Below are 25194 nucleotides of genomic sequence, written 5' to 3'. Positions count from 1 at the left end.
CGGCGTCAGCCGAGCGAAAACAGCAAAGCGCCCGTTGCCACCGTTCCGGCGGCCAGCAGGGTGGCGGCGTCCGGCTTTGTATCCAGGACGACGACGGGACTCACCATCGAGTAGCCCGCGGCCAGGGCTGCGGTGGGGTCGACATGCATGACAGGCTCGCCCGCTGCAACGGTGTCACCTTGGGCCACCAAAAGCTTGAAACCTTCACCCTTGAGCTTGACGGTGTCGATGCCCACGTGCGTAAGGACGCCCCGGCCCGACGACTCAACCACCACGAAGGCGTGGGGCAGGAGCTTGACCACTTTCCCCGCTACGGGGGAGACGACGTCGAACGCCACACCCGCCGGGGGTTCCACCGCCGCGCCGGAACCCACCATTTGGCCGGCGAAGACGGGATCCGGCACATCGGACAGCGGAACCACGGACCCGCCGATCGGGGCATGGACCATCAAGGACTGCGCCACTAGAGGAGGTCCTCGATGTCCTCGGCGAGGGTGTCCGCCTCGGGGCCAACAATCACCTGCACGGCGGTGCCGGCCGCCAGGACGCCATGGGCTCCGGCAGCCTTGAGGGATGCTTCATTCACCAGCGATGAATCTTTGACTTCAGTGCGAAGCCGCGTGATGCACGCCTCTACTTCCACGATGTTCCCGGCCCCACCCAGGCCTTCAATGATCTTTTCTGCTTTGGACATTGCTGCCCTTCCTGCCGGTGCCCGCACGGAGCACATCCTCCAAAACCCCGGCCGGCGGCCTGGGGTACGACCAATGATGGCTTCATCTGCCGCCGGCCAGCTTGCCCTGGAGGGAATATCCGTTCCTTGACAGCGACCGTGGGATGAATCACACTGAACTGGTCATAACCAGACAGTACCGGCTGGAACCGCTCTTCCACAAGCCCCCACCCATACCCCGCAGAGGTGCAATCATGACAACTTCCGAGACCACAGCCCTGGCGCCAGAAAAGAAGCCAAACAGGGTCTTCGCCACACTCCAGCGGCTGGGCCGCTGCCTCATGCTCCCCATCGCCGTCCTTCCCGCCGCCGGCATCCTGCTGCGCATCGGCCAGGCCGACCTGCTCGGCGCGATCCCCGGCTTCGAAGGCGGCGCCGCCGTCATCTCCGCGGCCGGCAACGCAGTCTTCACCTGGCTGCCGCTCATCTTCGCAGTCGGTATCGCCGTTGGCTGGGCCAAGAAGGCGGACGGCTCCACCGCCCTCGCGGCAGTAGTGGGATACATGGTGATCGACGGGGTCTTCAAGGCCATGTCGCCGCTGGTCCTGGCCAGCCAGCTGGACCCGGCCGGCAAGCCGGCCATGATCAACTACGGCGTCCTCGCCGGAATCGTGGTCGGCCTGCTGTCGGCCGGGCTATGGCAGCGGTTCTACCGCACCAAGCTGCCCGACTTCCTCGGTTTCTTCAGCGGCCGGCGCCTGGTGCCCATCCTGACGTCCGTGACCAGCCTGGTGGCCGGCGTCGTCCTGGCCCTCCTGTACCCGCTCTTCAACGCCGGCCTTTCCGCAGTCGGCCAGGCCGTGGCGGGCAACGCCGTGGTGGGTGGCGGTGTCTACGGGTTCGCCAACCGCATGCTGATCCCTGCCGGCCTCCACCACATCCTGAACTCCGGCGTCTGGTTCCTCATCGGCGACTACACCGATGCGTCCGGGCACCTTGTCCGCGGCGACCTGAACCGCTTCTTCGCCGGCGACCCCAGCGCGGGCATCTTCATGGCCGGATTCTTCCCCATCATGATGTTCGGCCTGCCCGCCGCGGCCCTGGCCATCTGGCGCCACGCCAAGCCCTCACAGAAGAAGATCGTTGGCGGCATCATGCTCTCCACCGCACTCACCGCCTTCTTCACCGGCATCACGGAACCGCTCGAGTACTCCTTCATGTTCGTTGCTTTCCCGCTCTACATCGTCCACGCCGCACTGACCGGCACCTCCATGGCCCTGGTGAACGCGCTGGGCATCCACCACGGCTTCACGTTCTCCGCCGGCCTGATCGACTTCGTCCTCAACTTCGGCAAAGCGCAAAACGCATGGCTGCTGATTCCCATTGGCCTGGGATACGCCGTGGTGTACTACTTCCTCTTTTCCTTCGTCATCAAGCGCTGGAACCTGCGCACGCCCGGACGTGAGGACGATGAAGTCACGGTGGAAACCGAAGCCGCGAAGTAACCCGCCCGGGCAACAGACCTCCAACCGAAAGCACATCCAGCATGGAAATCATCATCCTTCCCACCCCTGACGACGTGGCACGCACGGCCGCGGACGCCATCGAGGAGCAGGTCCGGCGCGGGCCGTCCGTCCTGGGACTGGCCACCGGCTCCACACCCCTGGGCACCTACCAGGAGCTCATCCGGCGGCACCAGGAAGACGGACTGAGCTTCGCCGCCGCGCAGGCCTTCCTGCTGGACGAGTACGTGGGCCTGCCGGCGGCGCATCCGCAGTCCTACCACTCGTTCATCCGGAAGGAGTTCACCGAAAGCGTGGATTTCGGCGACGGTACAGTGCACGGATTGGACGGCCTGGCAGGCGATCCCGCGGCCGAGGCGGCCCGGTACGAGGCCCGGATCGCGGCTGCAGGCGGGGTGGATATCCAGGTCCTGGGCATCGGCACGGATGGCCATGTGGGCTTCAACGAGCCCATGTCCTCGCTCGCCTCCCGCACGCGGATCAAGACCCTGACCCGGCAGACCCGCCAGGACAATGCCCGTTTCTTTACTGCCGTGGAGGATGTCCCGGACCATGTGCTGACGCAGGGGCTGGGAACCATCCGGGAGGCACGGCACCTGCTGCTGCTCGCGATGGGCGAGGCCAAGGCAGAGGCGGTGGCTGCCGCCGTCGAAGGTCCCGTCGCGGCCGTGTGCCCGGCTTCTGCCCTGCAACTGCACCCGCACGTTTCCGTACTCGTGGACGAGGCCGCGGCCTCGCGGCTCGCCCACCGCGGGTACTACCAGGACACGTTCGGCCGGAAGCCGGCATGGCAGGGACTCTGAGCACCAGCCGGCTGCCCACGGCCACGGTCCCGCAGCTGGAGCTTGCGGTGGAAAACAGCGACGGAGTCCGGCTGGCCGCCGCCGTTGGCGCCGCCCGCGTGGAACTGTGCGCCGCGTTGGCAGAGACAGGGGGCATCACGCCGGGGACCGGCGCAGTGGAGCAGGCGTGCAGCCTGGGCTTTCCCATCCATGTCCTGGTGCGGCCACGGCCGGGAAACTTCACCTATTCCGCCCCCGAACTGGACGTGATTGAGCGGGACGCCACCGCCGTTGTGCGTGCCGGCGCTGCGGGCGTCGTGGTTGGTGTGTTGTCGCCCGACGGCGGCCCGGACGTTTCAGCCATCCGGCGCATCGTGCAGGCCGTGCGGTCGCTGCGGCCCGATGCCGAGGTCACGTTCCACCGCGCGTTCGACGCAGCCCTGGCGTCCGGCGTGGATCCGGCGGCGGCCCTGTCCCGGCTGGAGCAGGCCGGCGTGGACCGGGTCCTGACCAGCGGTGGCGGCCCCGACTGCGCTGCAGGCCTGGAGATGCTGCGCCGGCTTGTGGAAGAGGGACGCCGGCACGCGCCCACCGTACAGATCATGGCCGGCGGGGGTGTGACCCTGGGGCTGGTACCGTCGCTGCTTCAAGCGGGTGTCCATGCCGTGCACACCTCGGCGCGCCTCCGGCACAGTGGCGCTTCGGGCGGGGGCCGGGCCGGCGCAGCAGACCCCGGCCTGGCCGCACGGATGGCCGCCGCCGTCGCCGCTGGAGCATCGATGACGGAAGGGGTGTAGCAGTGGGCAATGAACTGGCTCTTCGGGGACGGATCGTCTCAGCCTCGCTGGACATTGCGGACGGGGTCTTGGCGGTCGACGGCGGGCTGGTCACCTTCGCCGGGCCGGCGTCGGATTTTCCCGGGGTGCTTCCAGCGGAAGCACCGGCCGGCCGGGTCCTGGTCCCGGGGCTGGTGGACCTGCACTGCCATGGCGCTTACGGTTCGGACTTCTCGGAAGGCTCATTGGACGGTGCGAAGCGGGCGGCGCACTACCTGCACAGCCGGGGAACCACCACCATGGTGGCCAGCCTGGTCACGGGAAAGCCAGCGGACCTGGTGCGGAACCTAACGATGCTGCGGGAGCTGACGGGCCTGGGGCTGATTGCAGGATCCCACTTGGAGGGACCGTTCCTCTCCTCGCTGCAGTGCGGTGCCCACGACCCCGGGCTCCTGTTGGAACCCGACATGGCAGTGGTGGCGGAACTGCTCGGTGCGGCGGGCCCGTCCCTCGCGTCCATGACGGTGGCGGCCGAACTTCCCGGCGCCGCCGGACTGGTGGAACTCCTCGTTTCCCGCGGAATCGTTCCGTCGCTGGGGCACACGGCGGCGGACCATACGACGGCGGCGGCGTTCCTTGCGAAGGCAGCCGCGGGCCTGGGTGCGCCAGGACATTCCACCGGCAGGCACCGGCCCACGGTCACCCACCTGTTCAATGCGATGCCTCCCCTTCACCACCGCTCCCCCGGGCCGGTGTCGGCCAGCCTCGATGCGGCGCGGGCAGGAACGGCAGTGGTGGAACTGATCGGTGACGGCGTCCACCTGGCACCAGAGACCGTCAAGCTCGTGTTCGATCTGGTGGGACCGGACAACATTGCCTTGGTCACCGACTCCATGGCTGCCACCGGCCTCGCCGACGGCAGGTACCGTCTGGGCTCCCTGGCGGTGACAGTGGACCAGGGGGTTGCCCGGGTGGATGGCACCGGTGCAATCGCCGGTGGAACCGCGACCCTGCTGGACGTTGTCCGGGCCACCGTTGCCGCCGGCGTTCCGCTTCGTGACGCCGTGGTGTCCGCGTCAGCAGTCCCAGCCTCCGTCCTGGGAATCGCCGCGCGGGTGGGTGACCTGCGCGAAGGGATGCGGGCCGACGTCGTGGTCCTTGACCGGGACCTGAACCTGGCCGGGGTGCTGCGCGGAGGGAAATGGGCCGCCGCACCCTCCTGACCTCTGCCGGCTCCAGCTTTGAATGTCAGTGCCTCGATGGATGATGTTCGTATGGGAATCAGCGGCGGCGCAGTGAGCGGTTCAGGGGCGGGGATGGAGGGTGTTCATGCCTCTGTTGCTGCCCTTGATGCACTGTTCCTGGAGGAGGCTGCGCTTTCCTCCGCTGGCGCCGACGGTGCTGGCTCCGGTGTGGATGTGTTGCAGCGGCAGTACGGGATCCGGCTGGAGCGGCTGGCCGGGTACTCGAAGCTGGAGGCAATGATTGCCGCCGCTAAAGCGCAGGACGCGGCCGATTCCATCGCGATCCAGCAGGCGATGACGCCTCCGGAGGCGTCCGTGCCGGAGCGCACCTACGCGGAAATGTCCGCGGTGGAGGAGATCGCCGGGGTCCTGACCATCAGCTCGGCAGCCGCAGGGGCGTTCGTCCACCAGTCGCAGCAGGTCTGCTCGCTGCCGCCGGTCATGGACGCGCTGGCCGCCGGGGCGGTGTCGTGGCAGCAGGTCGTCGTGGATGAAACCGAGGGCCTCAGCCCTGCCGGTGCGGCCTCGTTGGTGGCGCACTTCTTCGACCCCGACGCCCCGAACCCTGCCCGCGGAGCCGCCCCCGGCGAACTTGTGCCGTCACGGTTCCGGGCCAAGGCCCGCGCCTGGCGCGAACGGCACCACCCCGAATCGATCGAGACCCGCCACACCAAAGGAGCCGCCGACCGGCGGATGGAATACCGGCCCGACCGGGACGGCATGGCCCGGGTGACGCTCTACCTCCCCGGCGACACCGCCTCAGCGATCTGGAACCGCACCACCGCCACCGCCCGCGGCCTCCAAGGACCCGACGAACCACGCACCATCACCCAACTCCGCCCCGACATCGCCGCCAGCCTGCTCCTCGGCGCCGGAAGCTCGCTCCACTCGGACAACGCAGACCCCGGCCAGGTCCCCGTCCCGAGGGCGGATGTGCTGGTGATGGTTCCGGTGTTATCCCTCCTCGGCCTCACCGACGAACCCGCCGAACTCGACGGCCACGGGCCGATCCCCGCCTCCATGGCACTCAAACTGATCGCCGACGGCGCCGACTCCTTCTACCGCGTCCTCGTCGACCCCCGCGACGGCGCACCCCTGGAAATCGGCCGCAGAAGCTACCGGCTCCCCGAGACCATCAAACGCTGGATCAGGATGCGCGACCGCAAATGCACCTTCCCCGGCTGCACCAACCCATCACTGGACAACGACACCGACCACCTCACCGCCTGGCACAACGGCGGAGAAACCGGCGCCTCCAACCTGGGACAGCTGTGCCCCAAGCACCACCGCCTCAAACACACCAGCGGCTGGACCCCCACCCCCGCCACCACGAATGAACCACCCGGCTGGACCTCACCCACCGGCCGCACCTACACAGCCGAACAACACGACAGAGAACCAACCCACTGGCCCCCGGGGATACTGCCAGGGAAACGAAGCCTCCTGGAAGAAGCACTCTTGGAGCAGCTCGCCTCGTGACAGGGCTCCTGCCGCCCTTTGCCACATCAACGCTCCTACGGCTGCACGCCCCTCTTGGCCAGCAGCCCGACGAGCCTTTCCCATGCGGCCTTGGGCGCCCCCGCCCGCTGGCCCAGCCGTTTCCGTTGCCTGCGCCTCCCCGCGGCCAGCCCCCGCAACCGCGGAGCAACAGCTATGGCCAGCGGCTGTCCATGGCCTGGCGCCAGCAGGGCGGGGCCGAGGTTGGCGAGCGAAGCGATGGACTCCACCGCGGCCTTCCAGTTCCAGGTGGTGTAGCGCGGCGGACCCGCCAGGTCGGGCGTTCCCAGCAGGATCCCCTGGAGGGTGTTCAGGTTGACGGTCACCACCGCGTCGCCGGTAATCAGGACCCGGTCGCTGGAACGCCAGTAGGCAACATGGCCTGGGGTGTGCCCGGGTGCGGAGACGGCGGCCCACCCAGGCATCCCCTGTACTTCGCCGCGGGCGCCCAATGGACGCACGACATCGGAAATGTCACCGGCAGCCTCGATCCCGCGCCGCCTCCGTGCAGGCAGCAGGCGCATCAGTGGCGCGGTGATCCATCGGTCCAACGGCATTGAGGACTCAGGAAGATACTTCCCGGCGGCCATCGGCAGCTCCGCAGGATGGACGTACACCGGCACCTCCCACAACCGGGACAAGGCGCCTGCACCGCCGGAGTGGTCGGGATGGATGTGCGTCAGCGCTATCGCGACTGGTTTTGCATCGGGCCCGAGCAAACGCTCCACTGCCCGGCGTACCGGTTCCGCAGTGCCCGCCCATCCAGTGTCCACCAGCATCCAGGCAGGGCCGGAACGCACCACGTACAGGTTCGAAGCCATCGGCCCCCTGCCTGCGGTGAGGAGAAAGACGCCGGGAGCGATCTCGCGGGGTTCACTGACACGCATCATCGTGGTCCCGCTTCCCTTACGACGCCCATGGCTGGCCCTTTCCGTGGCCGCCCTTATCGGAATTCGAGGACTCGGACGGGGCCAATCCCGGCCGGACTGTTGATGGCGGCCGTCGCAGGAGCAGCGCGGAAGCAATCACAATCCAGATCAGCGGGGGGAAGTTGGCGATGACCACCGGCCCCCACCCGGCAGCGTTATAGAAACCAGTGGGTTCGGCCGGACCGGCATACATCGAAGGCACGGCCGCCGCACAGAGCAGCACTGCCCCGTAGGCCACCCATCGGGTCCATGATGGCAGGACGCGTGCAGAGGCTGCTCCGTATCCCGCGGAACCAATAAAGAGGGCGGTAATCGTGAAGGCCACGGAGCTGTTGTAGATGAGGACGTAGCCCATGGTCAACGCCCTGTTGACGGAAGGGTCGGGTTCCGGCGCCTGGGCGTCGAGAGCGAGGCCGCCTTCGAAACCGTTGGCTACCAGCGTCACCCCCAGCCAGACCGACATGGAGGCCATCACCAGCGATGCTGCCCAGCCGTGGAGGGGATCCGCACGGCGGATCAGGTGCGCCAGTCCTGCGGCGAAAACCATACCCGATGCATACAGGAAAAGGTCCAGCAGCACCCGGGTGAAGATGACATTCCGCAACCGCAGCGCCTCTGCGGAGTCGGCTGCACCGTCATACATCCCAATCGATGGATCCTGCATGAGATAGAGCGGGAACTGGGCCAATGAAAAGGCCACCATTCCCAGGCCTGTCCATCCTGCAAGTCTTCGAACGCCCCCGTCTGTCATGACTTCCCACGTCCTCACTGGTGGCCGTGCAGTCACGCCACAGGGTGGCGGATAAGCGTCCGCAGCTTCTCCGGCGCGCTGCGGCGCGGGTCGCCCAGGTAGATCTCATGGTGCCGCCCCCTGACTTTGAGCCCCGCCGCTGTTATGGCCGCATCGAGCCTGGCGATCGTGGGACCTTCGTCGGCGTAGGGACCAACGTGCAGTGTCTGCGCACAGCGGCCTTCTTCCCATCGTTCAAAGCCCAGCAGGTCCAGCGCCGGCAGTGCCTTGGGCCTGGAATCCTGCACCGCCCGCTTGAGCAACGCTTCGTCGATAGGCTCGGGCTGCACCATCATGGCCTGCCACCGCCACGATTCCCGCCCACCGGACATGCCCGCGAAGCCGGCAGCGACGGCTTCGACAGGCTCCCCCTGGGCCGGATCGTCAAACCACCACAGGGCCTCGAGGGGCATCATCTTCGTGACGGCGCCGGACTCCTTCTTCACGCGGAAGTGCGCCGCATAACTGATGGTGAAGAGCGCCTGCAGAGCTTCGGCGAACGCCGGCCGATTGGGGTCGCCCTCGCCGCGCACCACCGCGTAAAGGAGCATGGGAACGTCAACGAAGTCAACGGATCCCTTGCGCGCCTTGTAGAGGTCTGCGGTGTCCTGCCGAAGATTGCTCACGGTGCATGCACTCCCTTGGACCCCGCCCTGGACCCAGTGTGACGCGGCACCACCACAGCCAGTAGGGCCGAACGGCCTTTCTACCCGTCCGCGCCGGGAAGGCACACCTCGACGACGTCGCCGCTCACCCGGGTTTCGAAACGCGGCTGCCTGGACGTCGCGGGTCCGGCCTTCACTTCGCCGGTGCGCAGCGAAAAGGTGCTCCGGTGCCAGGGGCAGACGACGCACGGGTCCCCGCCGTCGTCCTTGATCTTGCCTTCGTGCAGCGGCCCGGAAAGGTGGCTGCAGACGTCGGACAGCACGTCCACCGTGTCTCCGTCGCGGTGCACCAGCAGGGGGATCCCCGCCACGTCACGCTTCTGCAGCTCGCCCTGGGGCAGCTCCGACAGCGGTGCGAGAGGGTGCCAGCCGGACGGGAAGCGGTGCGGGATTTCCTCGCTGTGGTTCACGCCGGCCGCCTGCCGGTAGGTGAGGTGGCCGCCCAGGAATCCACCGGCACTCACTGTTGCCAGCCCCAGGTACGCCAGCACCTTCCCACTGCCCTGGCTTCCCCGGGCCCGCTGCACCAACGAGGCAACATACAGGCTGGTTGCCGTCACGTTGGCGGCGGCGTGCACCAGTCCAACCCGCTGCTGCTGCGGGTGCAGCTGCGACCAGTCGGTAAAGCCGGCCAGCGCGGCCGGCAACACGCTCGCGGTTCCCACGCCGATCAACAGCCCCGCAGCCTTTTCACCTCCCGGGACGGCGTCGAGCACGCCGGCGGAAACCCAGGCGCCGATCGGCACCTGGACCGCAAGCGGGTGCACGGGGTGACCAATGGGAACGCCGTGCAGGACATCGCGTGCCCAGCGGGCAGGAACCACCTTCTTGACGATCTTCCGGACGCTCTTGGCCAACGGGTCGAGCCATTCAGCGTCCTCGAAACGGGTGACGAGCTCAAGTGCAGGCAACGGTTTCATGTGTCCCCCTTACCCCGTTTGCCGCGATCCACTCGCACGCCGCAACAACCTAACTCAGCGGCGAGCCCAGGACGGTAAACCGGTGGCCGCCATTCTCGCCGGACAGCAGGGGCTTGGCCTCGGCAATGGCCGCCCGCGTGCTGTCCAGTTGGAGGGAGGCCTGGTGCGCTTCGGCGGATTCCCAGAGCTCGCAGACGAACACGGTGTCCGGCACGTCGTCGTTGATCCCCACTTCGTATTGCAGGCACCCCGCTTCCCTGAGCCCGGGTTTGGGCCGGAGGAGGATGGCGACGAGTGCGTCGCGCTGCCCGGGCTTTGTTCCAAGGGTTCCCACATTCGCAAAGGTCATAGGGAAAGTCTGCGGCAAGGCCCCGACAATTTGGGGAAGGCTACCGGGCCGCCACGGGCGAAGCAGGTGTGGGCTCGGCGGGTACGGCCTGCCCGGATGAACGTTCGGCGCCGGCTGGGGCCTCCGAGGACACGGCTCCATCCATTGCAACTGCAGAGTCCCCCGCAAAGGCGCGGAGCATGGCGCTACGGTCGAGCTGGCCTTCCCATTTGGCCACCACGAACGTGGCCACGCAGTTGCCCAGCAGGTTCACCACCACGCGCATGGAGTCCATCAGCCGGTCGGCACCCAGGAGCAGCGCGACGCCGGCCACCGGGAAGATGCCCAGGGCACCTGCGGTGGCGGACAGGGCGAGGAAGGCGGAGCCGGGTACCCCTGCCATGCCCTTGGAGGTCAGCATCAGCACGCCGAGGGCCGCGAGCTGCTGGCCCAGGTCGAGATTATAACCGAAGGCCTGGGCCAGGAAGAGCAGCGAGATGGAAAGGTACAGGGCGGCACCGTCCAGGTTGAAGGAGTACCCGGTGGGAACCACCAGGCCCGTGGTGGCGCGGGAGCAGCCGGCATTGGTCAGCTTGGTCATGATCCGCGGCAGCACGGACTCCGTGGACGCCGTGCCGAGGGCCAGCAGGAATTCCTCCCGCGTGTACTTCATGAACTGCCAGAGCGGCACCCGCGGGTAAGCCCACGCCACCACGAACAGCAGCCCGATGAACACCACCGCGGCGCCGTAGCAGGCGGCGATCAGCAGAGCGTACGTGCCCAGGGAACCAAGCCCGTACTGGCCGATAATGAACGCCATGGCGCCGAACGCGCCAACCGGTGCCATCCGCATGACCCAGCCCATGATCCTGTAGAACAGTTCAAGCACGGTCTCCAGCAGTGTGATCACCGGCAGGCAGCGTTCACGTCCGACGACGACGATCGCGGCCCCGAAGAACACGGAGAAACAGAGGACCTGCAGGAGGCTGTTGCTGGCGAATGCGCCCACCACGCTGGTGGGGATGATCCCCAGCAGGAAGGTGCCGGCATCCTTCGGCGGGGCCGTGGAGGTTTTGGCGTTGAGGGCGTCCTGGGACAGGCTGGCGGGGTCGATATTAAGGCCCGCGCCCGGCTGCACCAGGTTTCCCACCACCAGGCCGAATACCAGCGCGAACATCGTCGCGGCGGTGAAATAGGCCAAGGCCTTGATACCCACCCGGCCGACGGCCTTGACGTCGCTGACCGCCGCGATGCCGGTGACGATCACCAGGAAGATCAGCGGGGCGATGATCATCTTGATCAGCTGGATGAACCCGTCACCAAGGGGGCGCAGTCCTGCGCCGAGATCCGGCCAGAGATGGCCGATCACGATGCCTGCGATGACCGCCAGCATGATCTGGAAGAAAAGGGACTTGTACATCGGTTTCCTGCGCGCCGCGGGGCCGGATTGCGGAGCGGGTGCTGTGGCTATGGTGTTCATGCCGGGGCCTGTTCGTTGAGGGACTGGCGGCACAGTAGTGCCGCAGGGTCGTGAGCAACAGTAGGAAGGCCATGTTTCCGGAAAGATAAATCCGCAATGCGGAACTATTAAGTTGACCGGGAGCGCTTTCCTGGAACCGGTGAGCGGGACTGATCCAGCAGGAATAGCAGGGCACCGCAAGTCTTGAAGAATACCCACAGGTAGGGTAGGCACCCCTCTGGCATCCCCCCAAATACAGTCGGATGATTAAACAACCGGATGCCCATAGATAAAGGGATCCGGAGCCGAAGCCGCCCCCTCTGCCGGGCGCGCTGTTTGAAATGGGACGGGCAGGCGGCGCCGCCGCACTGGTCTATCACAACACGCTCATCACTCGACCGCCTCAAGCCTGCCCGCAAAGGTATTCGCATCCTTTGAGGAGCAACAAGATGTCCAACACCCCAATGAACCGGTCAACCAGGGCAAAGATCACCCTGGTTCCAGTCCTTTCCCTGGGCCTGCTCGGGGCTTCCGCGGCAATGGCCGCGCCTGCCAGCGCGGAAACGAGCCGCTACGGCTGTACGGTGGACCCGCTGGATCCAAAGGACCTCCACGGCGACGACGTCGACTTCAGTATCAAGGTCGACTGCAACGGCGAAAAGACCGTCGAGATCCGCCAGCGCGTCTACGAGGACGAGCGAGGTCATCACGACGACGACCTCCTCGCCAAACGGCTGGTCACCGTTGACTTTGATCGTCACGACGACGCAAGGACTCTTCACTACCGGGTCGATGTCGGCGACCATCACCGCAAGGGTGAAGAGGTCTACCAACTCGTGTCGTTCCGGGTGCAAAACCACGGCGGACACTGGTCTGACTGGACCGCATGGGAGAAAAGCGCCGTAGTGGAAGTGGACCATCACGGGCATTAAGCGTTTTACCCCGCGCAAAGCGGGAGCCAGTGGCACCGCCTCTGGCTCCCGCTTTGTCGTTGCTTCAGTCCGCGGCGGCACCCAGGCTTCCGGCATGCACGACGGCGCCACTCGCCGTCGTATCTTCATTCAGCATCCAGCCCACCCGCTTGACCGTCCGGAGCATCACCACACTCTCGACGATGTCGATGCCGGGGACCTTCTGTTGCAGCGCCAGCTCCGCGGACATGACATCCGCGAGCGTGTGCAGCCACATGATGATCACGAAGTTGGTGGGGCCTGTGGTGGAGGCGCTGAGCCGGACGTTGCTGATGGTGCGGATTCCGGCGGCCGCCGCCTCGTGCTGTCCGGCCGGCACGTTGACGAACCACTGGCAGGTCACCGGGAACGAGGAATAGCGCTGGGCTATTTCGCACCGGAACGAAAGGATCCCGCTGGCCAGCACCCGGTTCAGCTGGCGCTGGACGGTGGCCGGATGGCGGCCCAGGCCCCGTGCGATCTCCGCCGCGGTGGCCCGGCCGTCCCGGGCCAGGAACGGCAGCAGGTCCAGGTGGCTCTCCGGCAGCTGGCCGGCAGCCGCCTTCGCCTCCTCCGCGACGGCCTGGGGTCCGAGGGTCCGCAATGTTGCGAGTTGGGCCCGGCTCAGGACGTTCAGCCGCCAGTCGTCCCCGCTGCTGTGCAGCCGCGTGCACAGGGCCACCTGATACTTGGTCAGGCCCTCAATCGCCTTGAGCCGGGAAATGATCTTTTCGCTGAACTCCTCCAGCGAGCGCGTGATCACTGTCAGCATCAGGTCCCGGTTGCTGGCCGCCTCCTCCACGGTAACGATCTCCGGGACGGCGGCGAGCTGGGCGGTGACGCTTTCCCTGCGGTTCATCTCGCAGTCCACTGCCACAAAGGCGAGGAGCATTTGGCGCGGATCCCCGGCCAGGTGCGCCGTAACCCAGGCGGAGCCACCGGATTTCAGCCGTTCCCAGCGGGCGGCAAGGGTGGTGGCGTGGACATCCAGCACCTTGGCCGCATCCGCCCATCCGATCCGCGGCGATGCCTGCAGGACCTGGATCAGGGCAAGGTCCTCCTCAGCGAGCTCCAAAGCCGCCCCCACGATGTGCACGGATCCTGATCATGAGCCTGCTTTGCAGCATAATTCCTGCGCTTTCGCGGATTGTGAACCACACCACTTCAGAATAGTCCACAAGCCCTGATGCCGACTGCCGAGGAGTACACGTGCCCATTGCCGACGATGCCAAAGACCTGCAGGAAGACCTCACCCGCCTGCGCCACGACCTGCACCGGCAGCCCGAAATCGGCCTCCACCTCCCCCGCACGCAGGAAAGGGTCCTGCAGGCGCTCGACGGTCTTCCGTATGAGGTCACCCTGGGAAAGGAAACGACGTCGGTCACCGCGGTCCTGCGCGGAGGCAACCCGGGCGGCACTGCCCACGGCGACAGGAACGGCGCTGCCCCCGCCGTCCTGCTCCGTGCCGACATGGACGGGCTGCCCGTCCAGGAAAAGACCGGTGTCGACTTCACGTCCCAGGCGGACGGCGCCATGCACGCCTGTGGCCACGACCTGCACACCTCCATGCTTGCCGGAGCCGCCACCCTCCTGGCCGAGAAGAAGCACCTGCTGCAGGGCGACGTCGTCCTGATGTTCCAGCCCGGCGAGGAAGGGTTCGACGGCGCCAGCTACATGCTGCGCGAAGGCGTCCTCGACGCCGCCGGACCCCGCGTCCAGGCCGCCTACGGCATGCACGTCTTCTCCTCGCTGGAACCGCACGGCACCTTCTGCACCAAGCCCGGCGTCATGCTCAGCTCCTCCGACGGGCTTGAGGTCACAGTGCTCGGTGCCGGCGGCCACGGCTCCGCGCCGCACTCCGCCAAGGACCCCGTCACCGTTGCCGCAGAGATGGTGACTGCCTTGCAGGTCATGGTCACCCGGCAGTTCAACATGTTCGATCCCGTGGTCCTGTCCGTGGGGGTGCTGCACGCCGGTACCAAACGCAATGTCATCCCGGAGTCGGCCAGGATCGAGGCCACCATCCGGACATTCTCCGAAGCATCGCGGGTGAAGATGATGGAGGCCGTCCCGCGCCTGCTCAAGGGAATTGCCGCGGCGCACGGGGTGGAGGTAGCCGTCGACTACCTGCAGGAATACCCGCTCACCATCACCGACGAGGACGAAACGCACACCGCCGAAAAGGTGATTACGGAGCTCTTCGGCGAGCGCCGCCTCTCACGCTGGGCCACGCCGCTGAGCGGGTCCGAGGACTTTTCCCGGGTGCTGGCCGAGGTGCCCGGCACGTTCGTCGGGCTCAGCGCCGTCGCCCCGGGCGGGGACCCGGCCACATCGCCGTTCAACCACTCCCCGTACGCAACGTTCGACGACGGCGTGCTGGCTGACGGGGCAGCACTCTACGCCGAACTCGCTGTTTCCCGGCTGGCCGCGCTTTCGCAGGCCTCCTGACCATGGGCAGCACACCGAAGGGCGGCAGCGCCGCCGCCCGTCCCACCCCAGACGAAACAACACCCAGGAAGAAGATCATGTCAGTCACAGCAACCACGCCACAGACTGGACGCATGTCCACTGCGAAGACCATCGTCGGCACCGGCATCGGAAACGCCGTTGAATGGTACGACTGGGCCATCTACGCCACGTTTACCCCGTTCATCGCCAGCCAGCTCTTCAGCAAGCAGGATCCGGCGTCGGCCGTGCTCTCCACCCTCGCGATTTTCGCCGTCGGTTTCGTGGCACGCCCCTTCGGCGGCTTCCTGTTTGGCTGGATCGGCGACCGGGTGGGCCGGAAAGCGTCGATGACCCTCGCCGTCGGGCTCGCCTCGCTGGGCAGCCTGATGATCGGCATCGCGCCTACGTTCGCCAGCGTTGGTGCGTTCGCCTCACTGATGCTGCTGGTGGCCCGGCTTGTCCAGGGCCTGGCGCACGGCGGCGAACTGCCGTCGTCGCAGACATACCTCTCCGAAATGGCACCCAAGGAGCACCGCGGGTTCTGGGCCACCCTGATCTACACGTCGGGGACGGTGGGCATCCTGTTCGGCACACTGCTGGGCGCGGTCCTCAACATGGCCCTGAGCACCGAGGCAATGAACGCCTGGGGCTGGCGGATTCCGTTCCTGATCGGCGCCGCGATGGGGCTGTACGCGCTGATCATGCGGTCCCGCCTGCACGAGACGGAGGCCTTCGAGGGTGAGGCCCTGGCGGAGAAGCGCGCTCCCATCTGGCCGCAGATTGTCCGCCACCGCAAGCAGGCGCTGCAGGTGATCGGCCTGACTGTCGGCCTCACCGTCATCTACTACATCTGGGGCGTCGTGGCACCGAGCTACGCCACCACCGCACTGAAGATCGACCGCGGCGAGGCGCTGTGGGCCGGCGTAGTCGCCAATATCGTGTTCATCGCCGCCCTGCCGGCGTGGGGCAAGCTGTCGGACCGGATCGGACGCAAGAAGGTGCTGTTGGCCGGCGCCGTCGGCTCGGCGGTGTTCCACTTCCCCATGACCTTGCTGCTGAAGGATTCCGCCTGGCAGCTGGCGGTCTCCATGTCCGTGATGCTGGTCTTCATCGCCGCGAGCGCCGCCATTGTGCCGGCCGTCTATGCCGAGCTGTTCCCGACGTCGATCCGTACCGTGGGCGTGGGCGTGCCGTACTCCATCTGCGTGGCACTGTTCGGCGGGACCGCGCCGTACCTGCAGCAGTGGCTTGGCTCCTCGCTGGGGGCGCCGCAGGTGTTCAACGTGTACGCAGTGCTGCTGCTGGCGGTCAGCGCGGTCTTCGTGTTCACCATTCCCGAAACCAAGGGGAAGGACCTGCAGCACTAGGTTCTCCACAGCGACGACGGGCTCCGCACCTGGTCTGGTGCGGAGCCCGTCGTCGCTGTTCTTTTTTCATTCGCGTCCGGCGCTGGACCGCGGCTAGGAGGCCATGTCGCCGTCGTTTTTCGCCGGCGGCTGGGCGGCGGCGTGGCTGCCACCCTCCGCATGGCTGTCCTTCGCCTTGGCCTTGTTGGACGGCAGTGCCTTGAGCAACGGCGTCAGGACGGCCATGACGATGCCGCCCCAAAGAACCCCGAGCACCGCGGAGCAGAGGGTGTTGACGAGCCAGGCAAGGAAGCCGCCCGCCACGGGAATTCCGGCGAACGGGTGCTCGAGGGCGTGGACCAGGTCGTACGGCGCGTGCCAGCCGAGATCGTGCGATCCCTGCAGCATGATGTGGCCGCCCACCCAGAGCATGGCGATCGTCCCGATGAAGGTGATGGCACCCAGCACGGCAGGCATCCCCCGGACCAGCATTTCGCCAAAGCGCTGGGAGCTTGCCGAGTCCTTGGCGGCAAGGTGCATGCCGACGTCGTCCATTTTCACGATGAGGGCGACGGCGCCGTAGACGGCCACGGTGATCACTATCGCCACGACGACCAGGATCAGCGCCCGGACCCACAGGGAGGCATCGGGAACCTCGTTCATGGCGATCACCATGATCTCGCAGGACAGGATGAAGTCGGTGGTGATGGCGCCCTTTACGACTTTGGATTCGGCGTCGGCGCCCCGGTCCACGGCAGGCGAGTCTTCGTCGGCCTCGTGGTGGCCGCGCAGTTTGTGCCAGACCTTCTCCGCGCCCTCGTAGCAGAGGTAGGTGCCGCCCAGCATGAGGATGAACGGGATGATCCAGGGGATGACGGCGCTGATCAGCAGCAGTGCCGGCAGGATGATCAGCAGCTTGTTCCGCAGTGAGCCCCAGAAGATCTTCTTGATCATCGGCAGTTCGCGGGACGGGTCGGCCCCGGACACGTACTGGGGCGTGACCGCGGCGTCGTCAATCACCACGCCCGCCGCCTTGGTGCCGGCCTTGGCTGCCCCGGCGGCCACATCATCCACCGATGCGGCTGCGATGCGCGCCAAGGCGGCGATGTCGTCGAGCAAGGCTACGAGGCCGCCGCTCACTGGTTCGCTCCGCAGTGCCCGGAGGTTGATGGCGTCACTTGAAGGTCTCGGTCGAGGCGCATGATTGGCATGCTCGGAGTATATGTTGGCCGCCCGACCTGCCGGCTTCCCAGCAGCGCCCCCACCCGCCCTCCCCTTGACTCCCCCGCCCCACGTTCCCTACACTTTTCATAAAGCAGAATCTAAATTCCACAAAGCGGAAACGGTCAAGATGCCGGAAGCAAGGGAAGATAGATCAAAGCCCCTCCCTCGGAAGGACCTACGATGACGTACACAGTGAACTGCTCGATCCTCCTCACGGAGCTGCCCCTGCTCGAGCGTCCCGCCGCAGCCAAGGCAGCAGGCTTCGACGCCGTCGAGTTCTGGTGGCCCTTCGAAACCTCGGTCCCCGCGGACAGCGAAATCACCAAGTTCGAGAACGCCATCACGGACGCCGGCGTCCAGCTCACCGGCCTGAACTTCAACGCGGGCAACATGCCCGGCGGTGACCGCGGCCTGGTCTCCTGGAAGGGCCGCTGCTCCGAGTTCAATGACAACATCGACGTGGTGGCCGGCATCGGTGAACGCCTGGGCTGCAAGGCCTTCAACGCGCTCTACGGCAACCGACAGGACGAGTTCACCCCCGAAGAGCAGGACGAGCTCGCCGCCAAGAACCTTGCGGCAGCTGCCGAAGGCGTCGCCCGCATCGGCGGCACCGTCCTCCTCGAACCCGTCAGCGGCGCACCCAAGTATCCGCTCCTGACCGCGGACGACGCACTCAAGGTCATCGCCCGCGTCAAGGCCGAGGCCGGCGTCGGCAACATCAAGCTCCTCGCCGACTTCTACCACCTGGCAGTCAACGGCGACGACGTTGAAGCCGTCATCGAAAACCATGCCAAGGACTTCGGCCACATCCAGATCGCCGACAACCCCGGCCGCGGCGCCCCCGGCACCGGCACCCTCCCGCTCGGCGAATGGATCGCCCGCAGCCGCGAACTCGGCTACGAAGGCTACATCGGCCTCGAGTACAAGGAACCGCAGGAGACGGCCTTCAGCTGGGCCATCCGCGAGCGCATCAGCCGCTGAAAACGGCCACCAACGCCCCCACAGACTTTCCAGAAAGAAGAACCATCATGAGCAACGTTGCAGTTATCGGCCTCGGAATCATGGGCCTGCCCATGGCCATCAACCTGGTCAAGGCCGGCCACACCGTCACCGGCTTCAACCGCAGCCAGGACAAGATCGACAAGCTGGTCTCCGAAGGCGGCAAGGGCGCCTCCAGCATCGCTGACGCGGTCAAGGATGCCGACGTCGTCATCACCATGGTGCCGGACTCCCCCGACGTCGAGGGCGTAGTCAGCGGCAAGGACGGCGTCTTCGCCAACGCCAAGCAGGGCACCCTGTGGATCGACGCCTCCAGCATCCGCCCCGACGTGGCAAAGCGCCTCTCCGACGAAGCCCGCGAAGCCGGCATCCGCCCCCTCGACGCTCCGGTCTCCGGCGGTGAACAGGGCGCCATCGACGCCGTCCTCTCCATCATGGTCGGCGGCGACAAGGCGGACTTCGACGACGCCCAGGACGTCCTGAACGCCGTGGGCAAGACCATCGTCCACGTGGGCCCCTCCGGCTCCGGCCAGACCGTCAAGGCTGCAAACCAGCTGATCGTCGCCGTCAACATTGAGGTCCTCGGCGAGGCCATCGCCTTCCTTGAGGCCTACGGCGTGGACACCGACGCAGCCCTCAAGGTCCTCGGCGGCGGCCTGGCCGGCTCCAAGGTCCTGGACCAGAAGGGCCAGAAGATGCTGGACCGCAACTTCGACCCCGGCTTCCGCTTGGCCCTGCACCACAAGGACCTGGGCATTGTCACCTCCGCCGCCCGCGAAGCCAACGTCGCTATCCCCCTCGGCGCCGTCGTCGCTCAGCTCGTCGCCGCCACCGTCAACCAGGGCGACGGCGCACTGGACCACTCCGGACTCTTCAAGCAGGTCCTCCAGCTCAGCGGCAGGAAGTAGGAGCAGCCCCGCCAAAACGGGGCACTTCGACACAGACACGCCGGCCGCCGTCGTCAATTACGACGGCGGCCACCCCCAAAGTGCCCCACCACAAGTCGTGGGGGTACTTCAGCACACCCAAAAACACCCAGACTTCGCCCCCAAAGGGGCACAACAAGGAGCACCCCATGAGCAAGATGCGTACCGTTGATGCAGCGGTGGCCATCCTGGAAAAGGAAGGCGCCATCGAGGCGTTCGGCCTGCCAGGCGCCGCCATCAACCCCTTCTACTCCGCAATGCGCGCCCACGGCGGCATCCGCCACACCCTGGCCCGCCACGTTGAAGGCGCCAGCCACATGGCCGACGGCTTCAGCCGCGCCAAGGACGGCAACATCGGCATCTGCATCGGCACCTCCGGCCCCGCCGGCACCGACATGATCACCGGCCTCTACGCCGCGTGGGCCGACTCCATCCCCATGCTCTGCATCACCGGCCAGGCTCCAGTTGCCAAGCTGCACAAGGAAGACTTCCAGGCCGTGGACATCGAGTCCATCGCCAAGCCCGTCACTAAGATGGCCATGACCATCCTGGAGCCCGGCCAGGTTCCCGGCGCCTTCCAGAAGGCCTTCCAGCTGATGCGCTCCGGCCGCCCCGGCCCCGTGCTGCTGGACCTGCCCATCGACGTGCAGATGGCCGAGATCGAATTCGACATCGACACCTACGAGCCCCTGCCCATCGAAAAGCCCAAGGCCTCCCGCAAGCAGCTGGAGAAGGCCCTGGACATGCTCCTGGCCGCCAAGCACCCACTGATCGTGGCCGGCGGCGGCATCATCAACGCCGGCGCCTCCGCGCAGCTGGTGGAACTGGCCGAGACCCTGAACGTTCCGGTCATCCCCACCCTGATGGGCTGGGGCACCATCCCGGACGACCACCAGCTCATGGCCGGCATGGTGGGCCTGCAGACCTCCCACCGCTACGGCAACGAGAACTACCTGCAGTCCGACTTCGTGATCGGCATCGGCAACCGCTGGGCCAATCGCCACACCGGCGGCCTGGAGACCTACACCGCCGGCCGCAAGTTCGTGCACATCGATATCGAGCCCACCCAGATCGGCCGCGTGTTCTCCCCGGACCTGGGCATCGCGTCCGACGCCGGCGCGGCGCTGGCCGGGCTGGTGGAGCTCGCCAAGGAACGGGCTGCTGCCGGGTCCCTGCCGGATTACAGCGCCTGGGTTGCCGAATGCCAGGACCGCAAGGCCTCCCTGCACCGCAAGACGCACTTTGAGAACATCCCCATCAAGCCGCAGCGCGTGTACGAGGAGATGAACAAGTCCTTCGGCCGCGACACCACCTACGTGTCCACCATCGGCCTGTCCCAGATCGCCGGCGCGCAGATGCTGCACGTTTTCGGCCCGCGCAAGTGGATCAACGCCGGCCAGGCAGGCCCGCTGGGCTGGACCGCCCCGGCCGCGCTCGGCGTGGCACGTTCCAACCCGGACGAGACCGTGGTGGCCCTCTCCGGCGACTACGACTTCCAGTTCATGATCGAAGAGCTGGCCGTGGGCGCGCAGTTCAACCTGCCGTACATCCACGTGGTGGTAAACAACTCCTACCTGGGCCTGATCCGCCAGTCCCAGCGCGGGTTCAACATGGAACAGAACGTGTCCCTGGCCTTCGAGAACATCAACAGCTCGCACCTGTCCGAGGACACCCGCGGCTACGGCGTGGACCACCTGAAGGTGGCCGAGGGCCTGGGCTGCAAGGCCGTCCGCGTGGAGGACCCCAATGACCTCGCCGCCGCGTTCGACAAGGCCAAGGCCCTGATGGGCGAGTTCCAGGTTCCCGTGGTGGTCGAAGTGATCCTGGAAAAGGTCACCAACATCTCCATGGGCGTGGAAATCAACGCCGTGAACGAGTTCGAGGAACTGGCCGAAACCGCCGCCGACGCCCCCACCGCCATCCTGGCACTGCAGGGCTAACCATGCGGATCGTGATTGCTCCGGATAAGTTCAAGGGATCGCTGTCCGCCCCGGAGGTGTGCAGCCACCTGGAAAAGGGCCTGCAGCGCGCGGCCGGTACGGCACACAACAGCAACCTTGAGGTGGTCCGGATTCCGGTGGCCGACGGCGGCGAGGGCACCCTTGACGCCGCCGTCGGCTCCGGCTTCACCCGGCGCACGGCAACGGTGACCGGTCCGACCGGTGAACCCGTCGAGGCCGAGTTCGCCGTACGCGGCCATGAGGCTGTCATCGAGATGGCGACGGCGTCGGGGCTTGCCCTGGTGCCAAGCGTCCGGAAGGGCAGCCGCCCGGACTCCGCAGACGCCGCAGCCGCCTCCAGCCTGGGCACCGGGCAGCTCATCCGGGCTGCGCTCGACGCCGGCTGCCGGCGGATCGTGCTCGGCGTTGGCGGCAGTGCCAACACCGACGGCGGCGCGGGGCTCCTCCAGGGTCTCGGCGCCAGGTTCCTGGACGCCCGGAACAACGAACTGCCACCCGGCGGAGCGGCGCTGGCGAACCTGCACAGCATCGACTTCACCGACTTTGAACCCCGCCTGGTGGACACCCGCTTCGTGCTGGCATCCGACGTCGACAACCCCCTGCTGGGCGCACAGGGCGCCGCGGCGGTTTTCGGCCCGCAGAAGGGTGCCACCCCACAAGACGTCGGCATGCTCGACGCCGCCCTGGCCAGGTTTGTCGAAGTCCTGGCCAGGGAAATCGGATTCCGCGCCGTCAAGGCAGCGGAGGCTCCCGGAGCCGGCGCGGCAGGCGGCGTGGGCTACGCCGCCATCGCTGTCCTGGCCGCAACACGGCGGCCGGGAATCGACGTCGTCCTCGAATTCACCGGGCTGGCCGACCGCCTGGCCGGCGCAGACCTCGTGGTCACCGGCGAAGGCAGCCTCGATGAGCAAAGCCTGCTCGGAAAGACCCCGATGGGCGTTGCCCGGGCAGCAGCCGCGCAGGGCGTCCCGGTGGTCGCCGTCTGCGGCCGGACCACCCTCGGGCAAAGCCAGGCAGCGGCCGCCGGATTCGAAGACGTCTACGCTTTGACCGAACTCGAAAGCGATGTAAACAGGTGCATAGCAGAGGCCGGACAGCTTCTGGAACAGCTCGGCACCCAGATCAGCGGGAGGTTGGCAGCCAACAGGCTGTCCCGCACCCCAAGCACCAAGGAGGACCTCCGTGTCTGAAGAACGTTTTGACCTCGTCATCCGGGGCCGGCGCATCCTGACCACCGCCGGGATCGCCCCGCGCGAGGTGGGAGTCCGCAACGGCAAGATCGTGGCCATCGAACCGCTGGGCAATGGCCTGGCCGGTGCCGAAATCATCGAACTCGCCGACGACGAGACCCTGCTTCCCGGCCTGGTGGACACCCACGTCCACGTCAACGAGCCCGGCCGCACCGAGTGGGAGGGCTTCGCGTCCGCCACCCGTGCCGCGGCAGCCGGCGGTGTCACCACCATCATCGACATGCCGCTGAACTCCGTCCCGCCCACTACCACCGTGGAAAACCTCAAGCTCAAGCGTGAGGTGGCCGAGGACCAGGCGTTCATCGACGTCGGATTCTGGGGCGGCGCCATCCCCGGCAACAAGGCGGACCTCCGCCCCCTGCACGATGAAGGCGTGTTCGGCTTCAAGTGCTTCCTCCTGCACTCCGGCGTGGACGAGTTCCCGCACCTGGACGCGGACGAGATGGAAGAGGACATGGCCGAGCTGAAGTCCTTCGACTCGCTCATGATCGTCCATGCAGAGGACTCACACGCCATCGACCGCGCCCCGCACCCGGGCGGCGACCACTACTCCACCTTCCTGGCCTCCCGCCCCCGCGGCGCCGAGAACAAGGCCATCGCCGAGGTCATCGAGCGGGCCCGCTGGACCGGCGCACGTGCGCACATCCTGCACCTGTCGTCGTCGGATGCCCTGCCCATGATCGCCTCCGCAAAGCGTGACGGCGTCAAGCTCACCGTGGAGACCTGCCCGCACTACCTGACGCTGATGGCCGAGGAAATCCCGGACGGCGCCACCGCCTACAAGTGCTGCCCGCCCATCCGCGAGGCCTCCAACCGGGAACTGCTGTGGCAGGGCCTGCTGGACGGCACCATCGACTGCATCGTCTCGGACCACTCCCCCTCCACGCTGGACCTGAAGGACCTGGAGAACGGCGACTTCGCCGTGGCTTGGGGCGGCGTTTCCTCGCTGCAGCTGGGCCTGTCCCTGATCTGGAGCGAGGCACGGCATCGCGGTATCCCGCTGGAGCAGGTGGTGTCCTGGATGGCCGAAAAGCCGGCCAACCTGGCCCGCCTCACTAACAAGGGCCAGCTGGCGCTCGGCTATGACGCCGATTTCGCCGTCTTCGCCCCGGACGAGGCCTTCGTGGTGGATGTTTCCAAGCTCAAGCACAAGAACCCCATCACCCCGTACGACGGCAAGACCCTGGCCGGCGTGGTCCGCAAGACTTTCCTGTGCGGCGCCGTGGTGGACGGCCAGACCCCAACGGGCAAGCTGATCCGCCGCGGCGGCGTATAGGACGCGCCATGGCTGTGGAAGCCCATCACCCCAGGGGCGTGCACCGGAGTCCTGTGCACGCCAAACGGGCAGCGGCACGGGGCCTGGCACTGTGGGTGGTTCCAGCCGAAGGAACCAGCCCCGAAGTCCTGCGCCACGCCGCCCAAATGGTCCTTGCGAGGGCCCTCGAAACTGCTCCGGAGGCGGAAGTCCACTGGCCTGCCGCCGGAGCCCCCACGGCCGGGTTCTCCGCCACGGAAGGAGCCGCAGCCGACTCCTCTCGCGCTTCTTCCATCGCGGAGAACCCCGGCGCAACTGATGCCGACGGCGGCACCCACCTGCCGCCGTCGGCCGGCCCCGTCAGCACCATGGCCGTGGACCTGGCCGCCGAGATGGTCCTGCTCGACGGCCAGCCGGTGCCCCTGACCGGCGTCGAGTACAAGGTGCTCCGCTACCTGGTGACCCACCTGTCCCGTACCGTTGCACGCGAGGAACTGCAGGAGTTCCTCGAGTCGCTGGATTTCCCGGGCGCAACCGCCCGGGCCATCGACGTCTACGTAGGGCGGGTCCGCCGGAAGCTGGGCAACGCCCGGCACGCCGTTGCCACCGTCCGCGGCGGCGGCTACCAGTTTGTCCCCGGGCCCCACGCGGTTGTCCGGGGACCGGCGGAATACTGCATATGACGCGGGAGTTGTATCTCTAAGCGGCAACCCGCTTCACTAGATGTTTGGCCATCACTGACCGAGTCTTTCAAAGGAACGCCATGAGCCCCACCCTGACCACCAAACTCCAGCCCGGCACCCCGGCTCCTGAGTTCACCCTCCGGGACGCCCAGGGCCGGGAAACCTCCTTGGCCGATTACCGTGGCAAGAACGTCATCGTGTACTTCTACCCGAAGGCCGCCACCCCCGGATGCACCACCGAGGCCTGCGACTTCCGCGACAGCCTGGCCTCCCTGCAGGGCAAGGGCTACGAAGTTGTCGGCATCTCCCCCGACGCCCCCGAGGCCCTGGCCGGTTTCACGGACGACTTTTCCCTGACCTTCCCGCTGCTCTCCGACCCCGACCACGCGGTCGCCCTGGCCTACGGCGCCTGGGGCGAAAAGCTGGTCAACGGCGAAATCCATGAAGGGATCGTCCGCTCCACGGTTGTGGTGGACCCCGACGGCAACGTCACCCTAGCCCAGTACCAGGTCCAGGCCGACGGCCACGTCGCCGTCCTGAAGGAAGCCCTGGGACTCTAACGCTCC

General features: G+C 66.9%; 25 protein-coding genes. 15 read left to right on the top strand and 10 right to left on the bottom strand.

The window, feature by feature from the left end; all coding sequences use genetic code 11:
- Positions 1–5 precede the first annotated feature (5 nt).
- Positions 6–464, bottom strand: a complete 459-nt coding sequence (locus tag AC2JAJ_RS10365) for a PTS sugar transporter subunit IIA (RefSeq protein WP_473695757.1) — start codon at positions 462–464, stop codon at positions 6–8.
- Positions 464–694, bottom strand: a complete 231-nt coding sequence (locus AC2JAJ_RS10360) for a PTS sugar transporter subunit IIB (RefSeq protein ID WP_018760887.1) — start codon at positions 692–694, stop codon at positions 464–466. Before AC2JAJ_RS10360 ends, AC2JAJ_RS10365 begins: the two co-directional genes overlap by 1 nt.
- A 233-nt stretch (positions 695–927) precedes the next feature.
- Here AC2JAJ_RS10360 and AC2JAJ_RS10355 point away from each other — a divergent pair, with 233 nt between their 5' ends.
- Genes AC2JAJ_RS10355 through AC2JAJ_RS10335 form a run of 5 tightly spaced genes read left to right on the top strand, consistent with a single transcriptional unit; the run spans position 928 to position 6477 of the window.
- A complete protein-coding gene (locus AC2JAJ_RS10355; RefSeq protein WP_486415944.1) occupies positions 928–2178 on the top strand; it encodes a PTS transporter subunit EIIC in 1251 nt (416 codons plus the stop codon).
- Positions 2179–2219: 41 nt separating this feature from the next.
- Entirely contained in the window at positions 2220–2999 is a 780-nt protein-coding gene (gene nagB, locus AC2JAJ_RS10350) for a glucosamine-6-phosphate deaminase (RefSeq protein ID WP_486415945.1), read from the top strand.
- Entirely contained in the window at positions 2984–3775 is a 792-nt protein-coding gene (locus AC2JAJ_RS10345) for a copper homeostasis protein CutC (RefSeq protein ID WP_486415946.1), read from the top strand. The genes nagB and AC2JAJ_RS10345 overlap by 16 nt, the downstream gene beginning before the upstream one ends.
- 2 nt (positions 3776–3777) lie before the next feature.
- A complete protein-coding gene (locus AC2JAJ_RS10340) occupies positions 3778–4977 on the top strand; it encodes an N-acetylglucosamine-6-phosphate deacetylase (protein WP_486415947.1) in 1200 nt (399 codons plus the stop codon).
- A 51-nt stretch (positions 4978–5028) separates the two neighbouring features.
- On the top strand, positions 5029–6477 hold the full coding sequence (locus AC2JAJ_RS10335; protein ID WP_486415948.1) for an HNH endonuclease signature motif containing protein: 1449 nt from the start codon (positions 5029–5031) through the stop codon (positions 6475–6477).
- Positions 6478–6512: 35 nt separating this feature from the next.
- Here the strand turns inward: AC2JAJ_RS10335 and AC2JAJ_RS10330 are convergent, their stop codons facing one another.
- The 6 genes from AC2JAJ_RS10330 to AC2JAJ_RS10305 form a co-directional block, all read right to left on the bottom strand.
- Positions 6513–7316 carry an MBL fold metallo-hydrolase gene (locus AC2JAJ_RS10330; RefSeq protein WP_486415949.1) on the bottom strand — a complete coding sequence of 268 codons (804 nt, stop codon included), beginning with the start codon at positions 7314–7316 and terminating at the stop codon, positions 6513–6515.
- A gap of 85 nt (positions 7317–7401) precedes the next feature.
- Positions 7402–8067: a hypothetical protein gene (locus AC2JAJ_RS10325; RefSeq protein WP_486415950.1), complete on the bottom strand. Its 666-nt coding sequence runs from the start codon at positions 8065–8067 to the stop codon at positions 7402–7404.
- Positions 8068–8207: 140 nt separating this feature from the next.
- Complete coding sequence (locus tag AC2JAJ_RS10320; protein WP_486415951.1) at positions 8208–8840, bottom strand: GyrI-like domain-containing protein; 633 nt, start codon at positions 8838–8840, stop codon at positions 8208–8210.
- An 80-nt stretch (positions 8841–8920) separates the two neighbouring features.
- The gene (locus AC2JAJ_RS10315; RefSeq protein ID WP_486415952.1) at positions 8921–9799 is read right to left on the bottom strand and encodes a Rieske (2Fe-2S) protein; all 879 of its coding nucleotides are present in this window, start codon (positions 9797–9799) and stop codon (positions 8921–8923) included.
- 49 nt (positions 9800–9848) lie between these two features.
- The gene (locus AC2JAJ_RS10310) at positions 9849–10148 is read right to left on the bottom strand and encodes a putative quinol monooxygenase (RefSeq protein WP_486415953.1); all 300 of its coding nucleotides are present in this window, start codon (positions 10146–10148) and stop codon (positions 9849–9851) included.
- A 40-nt stretch (positions 10149–10188) separates the two neighbouring features.
- Positions 10189–11547, bottom strand: a complete 1359-nt coding sequence (locus AC2JAJ_RS10305) for a cation:dicarboxylate symporter family transporter (protein ID WP_486415954.1) — start codon at positions 11545–11547, stop codon at positions 10189–10191.
- Positions 11548–12035: 488 nt separating this feature from the next.
- Between AC2JAJ_RS10305 and AC2JAJ_RS10300 the strand changes: the two genes are divergently transcribed.
- Complete coding sequence (locus AC2JAJ_RS10300; RefSeq protein ID WP_486415955.1) at positions 12036–12518, top strand: hypothetical protein; 483 nt, start codon at positions 12036–12038, stop codon at positions 12516–12518.
- 64 nt (positions 12519–12582) lie between these two features.
- Here the strand turns inward: AC2JAJ_RS10300 and AC2JAJ_RS10295 are convergent, their stop codons facing one another.
- Positions 12583–13611, bottom strand: coding sequence for an Lrp/AsnC family transcriptional regulator (locus AC2JAJ_RS10295; protein WP_486416706.1), 1029 nt, complete (start codon positions 13609–13611; stop codon positions 12583–12585).
- Between the two features lie 134 nt (positions 13612–13745).
- On the opposite strand from AC2JAJ_RS10295, the gene AC2JAJ_RS10290 reads away from it, so the two are divergent.
- Entirely contained in the window at positions 13746–14984 is a 1239-nt protein-coding gene (locus AC2JAJ_RS10290) for a M20 metallopeptidase family protein (RefSeq protein WP_486415956.1), read from the top strand.
- A gap of 77 nt (positions 14985–15061) precedes the next feature.
- A complete protein-coding gene (locus AC2JAJ_RS10285; protein ID WP_486415957.1) occupies positions 15062–16351 on the top strand; it encodes an MFS transporter in 1290 nt (429 codons plus the stop codon).
- 93 nt (positions 16352–16444) lie between these two features.
- Here the strand turns inward: AC2JAJ_RS10285 and AC2JAJ_RS10280 are convergent, their stop codons facing one another.
- A complete protein-coding gene (locus AC2JAJ_RS10280) occupies positions 16445–17470 on the bottom strand; it encodes a DUF808 domain-containing protein (RefSeq protein ID WP_486415958.1) in 1026 nt (341 codons plus the stop codon).
- A 264-nt stretch (positions 17471–17734) separates the two neighbouring features.
- Between AC2JAJ_RS10280 and AC2JAJ_RS10275 the strand changes: the two genes are divergently transcribed.
- From AC2JAJ_RS10275 to bcp, 7 genes are all read left to right on the top strand, one after another.
- The gene (locus AC2JAJ_RS10275; protein ID WP_486415959.1) at positions 17735–18535 is read left to right on the top strand and encodes a hydroxypyruvate isomerase family protein; all 801 of its coding nucleotides are present in this window, start codon (positions 17735–17737) and stop codon (positions 18533–18535) included.
- Positions 18424–19461 carry a 2-hydroxy-3-oxopropionate reductase gene (locus AC2JAJ_RS10270; protein ID WP_473695698.1) on the top strand — a complete coding sequence of 346 codons (1038 nt, stop codon included), beginning with the start codon at positions 18424–18426 and terminating at the stop codon, positions 19459–19461. The genes AC2JAJ_RS10275 and AC2JAJ_RS10270 overlap by 112 nt, the downstream gene beginning before the upstream one ends.
- A 167-nt stretch (positions 19462–19628) precedes the next feature.
- Positions 19629–21419: a glyoxylate carboligase gene (gcl, locus tag AC2JAJ_RS10265; RefSeq protein WP_486415960.1), complete on the top strand. Its 1791-nt coding sequence runs from the start codon at positions 19629–19631 to the stop codon at positions 21417–21419.
- 2 nt (positions 21420–21421) lie between these two features.
- Entirely contained in the window at positions 21422–22630 is a 1209-nt protein-coding gene (locus AC2JAJ_RS10260; protein WP_221383612.1) for a glycerate kinase, read from the top strand.
- Positions 22623–23966 carry an allantoinase AllB gene (gene allB / locus AC2JAJ_RS10255; RefSeq protein WP_486415962.1) on the top strand — a complete coding sequence of 448 codons (1344 nt, stop codon included), beginning with the start codon at positions 22623–22625 and terminating at the stop codon, positions 23964–23966. The genes AC2JAJ_RS10260 and allB overlap by 8 nt, the downstream gene beginning before the upstream one ends.
- An 8-nt stretch (positions 23967–23974) precedes the next feature.
- A complete protein-coding gene (locus AC2JAJ_RS10250) occupies positions 23975–24628 on the top strand; it encodes a winged helix-turn-helix domain-containing protein (RefSeq protein ID WP_221383614.1) in 654 nt (217 codons plus the stop codon).
- An 80-nt stretch (positions 24629–24708) separates the two neighbouring features.
- Positions 24709–25188 carry a thioredoxin-dependent thiol peroxidase gene (bcp, locus tag AC2JAJ_RS10245; protein ID WP_221383615.1) on the top strand — a complete coding sequence of 160 codons (480 nt, stop codon included), beginning with the start codon at positions 24709–24711 and terminating at the stop codon, positions 25186–25188.
- Positions 25189–25194 lie beyond the last annotated feature (6 nt).

It is taken from the genome of Arthrobacter sp. MOO21 (assembly GCF_057369995.2).
The sequence above is the reverse complement of the archived record's forward strand: the minus strand, read 5'-3'. Positions and strand labels throughout refer to the sequence as shown.

What these genes read in the sequence shown, in the direction of transcription:
- nagB (WP_486415945.1), top strand. Translation starts at nt 2,220, where the DNA reads ATGGAAATCATCATCCTTCCCACCCCTGACGACGTGGCACGCACGGCC.
- AC2JAJ_RS10260 (WP_221383612.1), top strand. Translation starts at nt 21,422, where the DNA reads ATGCGGATCGTGATTGCTCCGGATAAGTTCAAGGGATCGCTGTCCGCC.
- AC2JAJ_RS10345 (WP_486415946.1), top strand. Translation starts at nt 2,984, where the DNA reads ATGGCAGGGACTCTGAGCACCAGCCGGCTGCCCACGGCCACGGTCCCG.
- AC2JAJ_RS10335 (WP_486415948.1), top strand. Translation starts at nt 5,029, where the DNA reads ATGGGAATCAGCGGCGGCGCAGTGAGCGGTTCAGGGGCGGGGATGGAG.
- AC2JAJ_RS10250 (WP_221383614.1), top strand. Translation starts at nt 23,975, where the DNA reads ATGGCTGTGGAAGCCCATCACCCCAGGGGCGTGCACCGGAGTCCTGTG.
- AC2JAJ_RS10270 (WP_473695698.1), top strand. Translation starts at nt 18,424, where the DNA reads ATGGATCGCCCGCAGCCGCGAACTCGGCTACGAAGGCTACATCGGCCT.
- gcl (WP_486415960.1), top strand. Translation starts at nt 19,629, where the DNA reads ATGAGCAAGATGCGTACCGTTGATGCAGCGGTGGCCATCCTGGAAAAG.
- AC2JAJ_RS10315 (WP_486415952.1), bottom strand. Translation starts at nt 9,799, where the DNA reads ATGAAACCGTTGCCTGCACTTGAGCTCGTCACCCGTTTCGAGGACGCT.
- AC2JAJ_RS10310 (WP_486415953.1), bottom strand. Translation starts at nt 10,148, where the DNA reads ATGACCTTTGCGAATGTGGGAACCCTTGGAACAAAGCCCGGGCAGCGC.
- AC2JAJ_RS10275 (WP_486415959.1), top strand. Translation starts at nt 17,735, where the DNA reads ATGACGTACACAGTGAACTGCTCGATCCTCCTCACGGAGCTGCCCCTG.
- AC2JAJ_RS10355 (WP_486415944.1), top strand. Translation starts at nt 928, where the DNA reads ATGACAACTTCCGAGACCACAGCCCTGGCGCCAGAAAAGAAGCCAAAC.
- bcp (WP_221383615.1), top strand. Translation starts at nt 24,709, where the DNA reads ATGAGCCCCACCCTGACCACCAAACTCCAGCCCGGCACCCCGGCTCCT.
- AC2JAJ_RS10285 (WP_486415957.1), top strand. Translation starts at nt 15,062, where the DNA reads ATGTCAGTCACAGCAACCACGCCACAGACTGGACGCATGTCCACTGCG.
- AC2JAJ_RS10360 (WP_018760887.1), bottom strand. Translation starts at nt 694, where the DNA reads ATGTCCAAAGCAGAAAAGATCATTGAAGGCCTGGGTGGGGCCGGGAAC.
- AC2JAJ_RS10330 (WP_486415949.1), bottom strand. Translation starts at nt 7,316, where the DNA reads ATGGCTTCGAACCTGTACGTGGTGCGTTCCGGCCCTGCCTGGATGCTG.
- AC2JAJ_RS10300 (WP_486415955.1), top strand. Translation starts at nt 12,036, where the DNA reads ATGTCCAACACCCCAATGAACCGGTCAACCAGGGCAAAGATCACCCTG.
- AC2JAJ_RS10325 (WP_486415950.1), bottom strand. Translation starts at nt 8,067, where the DNA reads ATGTATGACGGTGCAGCCGACTCCGCAGAGGCGCTGCGGTTGCGGAAT.
- AC2JAJ_RS10305 (WP_486415954.1), bottom strand. Translation starts at nt 11,547, where the DNA reads ATGTACAAGTCCCTTTTCTTCCAGATCATGCTGGCGGTCATCGCAGGC.